This is a genomic window from Trebonia sp., from assembly GCF_049794275.1.
Classification (GTDB): Bacteria; Actinomycetota; Actinomycetes; order Streptosporangiales; family Streptosporangiaceae; genus Trebonia.
In genome coordinates this window covers 1-3,284 of record NZ_JBARCR010001067.1, presented here as the reverse complement: position 1 = coordinate 3,284, position 3,284 = coordinate 1, and the positions used below count along the sequence as shown (strand labels likewise).

The 3,284-nt window shown below is 70.3% G+C and carries 4 protein-coding genes; 2 read left to right on the top strand and 2 right to left on the bottom strand.

From position 1 onward, the window contains the following. A partial coding sequence (locus WA805_RS26665) for a DUF222 domain-containing protein (RefSeq protein ID WP_425243722.1) occupies positions 1–1,124 on the bottom strand: 1,124 nt, incomplete at its 3' end. Between the two features lie 159 nt (positions 1,125–1,283). On the opposite strand from WA805_RS26665, the gene WA805_RS26660 reads away from it, so the two are divergent. After that, positions 1,284–1,727 carry a hypothetical protein gene (locus WA805_RS26660; RefSeq protein WP_422285805.1) on the top strand — a complete coding sequence of 148 codons (444 nt, stop codon included), beginning with the start codon at positions 1,284–1,286 and terminating at the stop codon, positions 1,725–1,727. A gap of 54 nt (positions 1,728–1,781) precedes the next feature. Next, entirely contained in the window at positions 1,782–2,573 is a 792-nt protein-coding gene (locus tag WA805_RS26655) for a hypothetical protein (protein ID WP_422272534.1), read from the top strand. Between the two features lies 1 nt (position 2,574). On the opposite strand, the gene map is transcribed toward WA805_RS26655, so the two are convergent. Next, the coding region (gene map, locus WA805_RS26650) for a type I methionyl aminopeptidase (protein ID WP_425243721.1) at positions 2,575–3,284 on the bottom strand (710 nt) is incomplete at its 5' end.

The window sequence follows — 3,284 nt, the reverse complement described above, 5'->3', positions numbered from 1 at the left end:
GCCTTCGCCTCGGCGTCCATCGGTGCGGGGGGCTGGCAGGTGCAGCCGCCGCAGGTGCAGCCGCACGGCTCGGCACCGCGGTTCAGGCCGTGCGCGTCGATCCACACCTGCGTCATCTCATCGACGGCCTGCCAGTCCACGGAGCCGGTGACCACCGGGACGATCGTCGCGTCGCACGCGGCGGCCTCGGCGCCGATGCCGGTCAGCCAGCCGGGCTGCCCGGCGGTGCCGGCCATCCACTCGGCTTCGGCCGGCGAGGCGCCGGGCCAGGCCCGCAGCTCCGGGAACGGGATGATCACCTGGGCCAGGGTGTCGGTGCCGGCCGACTGCGGCAGCAGCCCGGACTTGATCAACCGGGACAGCGCCTCGTCGAGGGCGTCGTGCTGGCGCTGCTCCGCGCTGCGCCAGTCGTCGGCGCCGAGGTGCTTGCCGAGCGCGTCGAAGATCGCCTGCAGCTTGGCGGCGCAGCCGGCGGCCAGGTCGCCGGTCAGTTTCCCGGCGCCGCCGAAGGTGACACCCAGCCGCAGCCGCCGGTCCTCGAACCCGTCCTCGTCGCCCGGCTCGCCGTTGCCGTCGTCCGGATCGGGATGCTGCGCCTTCCACGTCTCCCAGATCGACCGAGCCAATACCTCCAGGTCCTCCAGCGGCACCCCGGCCGCCGCGGCCTCCAGGAGGATCCGGTCGGCCTCGTCGCGGTCGGCGGCCGGCAGCGGGTCAGTCCACTGCGCGATCGCCCTCGCCCACGACTCCGACACGGTCCCGTCCGTCATCGCGGTGGCGATCACGCCGTGCCGGGCCAGCCGCTTGTGCCAGCCGTACGCGCCCAGCGCCGCGCCCTTGCTCATCCCGGTGCGGTGAACCAGCCACTGCACCGCCGACCGGTGACCGTCCGGCTCATACCCCTGCCCCGCGGTGAACGCCGCCAGCACCGCCGCGTTCACCGCGGTCAGCTTGGCCTGCGCCCCCTGCAGCCGCCGCAGCATGTCCCCGTGCGCCGTCGTGCCCAGCGACGCCCAGTCCGTCGCGGCCAGGTGACCCAGGGCCGCGTCCAGCCAGTCCGCGGCCTCGCCCTCGTGGGCGAACGCGCCTGCTGCCTCCACCTGGATCACCTCCTCCCGGACCACGTGTCATGATTCGATTGTAGCACCGCCTATGAATGTACACAAATATGTAGTCCATGATTTTTTGTTCGATAAGGCTATGTCACCTTTTTGTCATCTCTTCGAAAGATTGTCCAATTATTGGGCTGTCGCGCGAAGAACCGGAAAACAAGGATGACATCCGTGGCGATCCTGCTCATCCTCTTGCCGACCGGGCTCGCGCTCGGTTACCACCGTTATATGGGGGCCCGGGCGACGCGGCGCGTATCCATCGAGGTGGCCTGCTTGTCGCTCGACCAGATTGTCGATATAGGCACTAAGTCCTCGACCTCCATGGTTAAGCGCGTGGTCAGGCGGCCGCGGCCGTACGCGGCCGAGGACGGCGCCGTCGAATGGCGAACGCAGAGCAAGGGCGGTGTCATGCTCTATCGCGTGCTCCCGCTCCCCGACTACCTGGGTTTCCGGGTCGAGAGCTGGGCAACCACGGTGACCATCGCCCGGATGCGGGAGTCGCAGGATCTGCTGCGCAGGCGCCGCCGCACGCTGCAGGCGATCGCCCGCGCGGGCCTGCCGGTCCCCCCGCCCGCTTTCGTCATGCCGGAAATAGCAGAAACAGTAGGAGCGTAAGACCGAGCGGCTTGCCTCTCGTGCAACCAGCAGGTACCTGCCTACGATGGCGGCATGAGTCCGCTGTCTGGAGTGCTTGGTGAGGCGTGGGCGCTCTACCGCCGATACTTCGCGCACTTCATCCTGATTTCGTTCGTTATCTACCTAGTGGTCGCCGTCGTCACCGCGCTGCTGTCCCTGGCGGCCGGGTCGTGGGGCGCGTTCCTCGGGCTGCTGTTGAGCCTGTTCGGCATGTTCCTGCTGCAGGCGGCGCTGGTGAAGGCGGTCCAGGACGTCCGCGACGGGCGCGTTGACCTGGACCTCGGCCAAACTGTGCGGGCCGCGCTGCCGTACGTCGGCTCGGTGGCGATCGCCTCGATCCTCGCCAGCATCGGGATCACCATCGGGCTGGCGCTGATCATCGTGCCTGGGCTGATCCTGCTGACGTTCTGGTCGATGATCGTGCCGAGCATCGTGATTGGCGGGGCAGGCGCGATCGAGTCGTTCGGCCGGAGCTGGCGGACGGTGCGCGGGCACGCGTGGAACGTGTTCGGCACGTTCGTCGTGGTGTTCCTGATCCTGATCGTCGGCGAGATCGTGATCTCGGCGATCTTGCTGGCGCTGCCGTACGCGTGGCGGAACTTCGTCGCCGACGTGGTGGCAGGCACGCTGGTCGCGCCGTACCTGGCCACGGTCGTGACGCTGGTGTACTACCGGCTCACCGCCGCGCACGGCCAGACGGCCGAGCCCGCCGCACCCGGCGCGGGGTACGGTCAGCCCGGTGGCTACGGATACGGGCAGCCGGGCCCCGGGCCAGGTCCGGGTCCGGCCGATCCCGGCGACTACGGGCAGCACGGCCCCGCCTAGGTCAGCCCGCGGTCAGGATCACCGGGCCGTCGCTGGTGACCGCGACGGTGTGCTCGGCGTGCGCGGCGCGGCTGCCGTCCGCGGTGCGCACCGTCCAGCCGTCGTCGTCCAGGTAGATGTCGTCGCTGCCGCCGGCCATGAACCACGGCTCGATCGCGATCACCAGGCCCGGGGTCAGCCGCATGCCGCGCCCGGCCCTGCCGCGGTTGGGGATGTGCGGGTCCTCATGCATGGTCCTGCCGACGCCGTGACCGCCGAGCTCCGTCGAGATGCCGTAGCGGCCCGCGTCGCCGACCTTGGCGATCGCGGCCGAGATGTCGCCAAGCCGGCCGCCGGGCACGGCGGCCGTGATGCCCGCCTCCAGCGCAGCCTGCGTGGTGGCGATCAGCTCCGCGTCGCCGTTAGCGGGCGTCCCGACGCTGAATGAGATCGCCGCGTCGGCCACCCAGCCGTCCAGGGTAGCCCCGGCGTCGACGCTGAGCAGGTCGCCCGCCTTGAGCTGGTACTTGCCAGGGATGCCGTGCAGCGCGGCGTCATTGACAGACGTGCAGATGACGGCCGGGTAAGGGACCGGCGCGAACTTCGGCTTGTAGTGCAGGAACGGCGAGGTCGCGCCCGCCTTGGCGAGGACCTCGCGGGCGGCATCGTCCAGGTCCTGCAGCTTGACCCCGGGGGCAGCGCCCGCGCGAGCCGCCGCGAGCACGCCGGCCC

Bases quoted from the DNA above. Each gene is read 5' to 3' on its own strand.
- WA805_RS26655 (WP_422272534.1), top strand. From the start codon at position 1,782: ATGAGTCCGCTGTCTGGAGTGCTTGGTGAGGCGTGGGCGCTCTACCGC.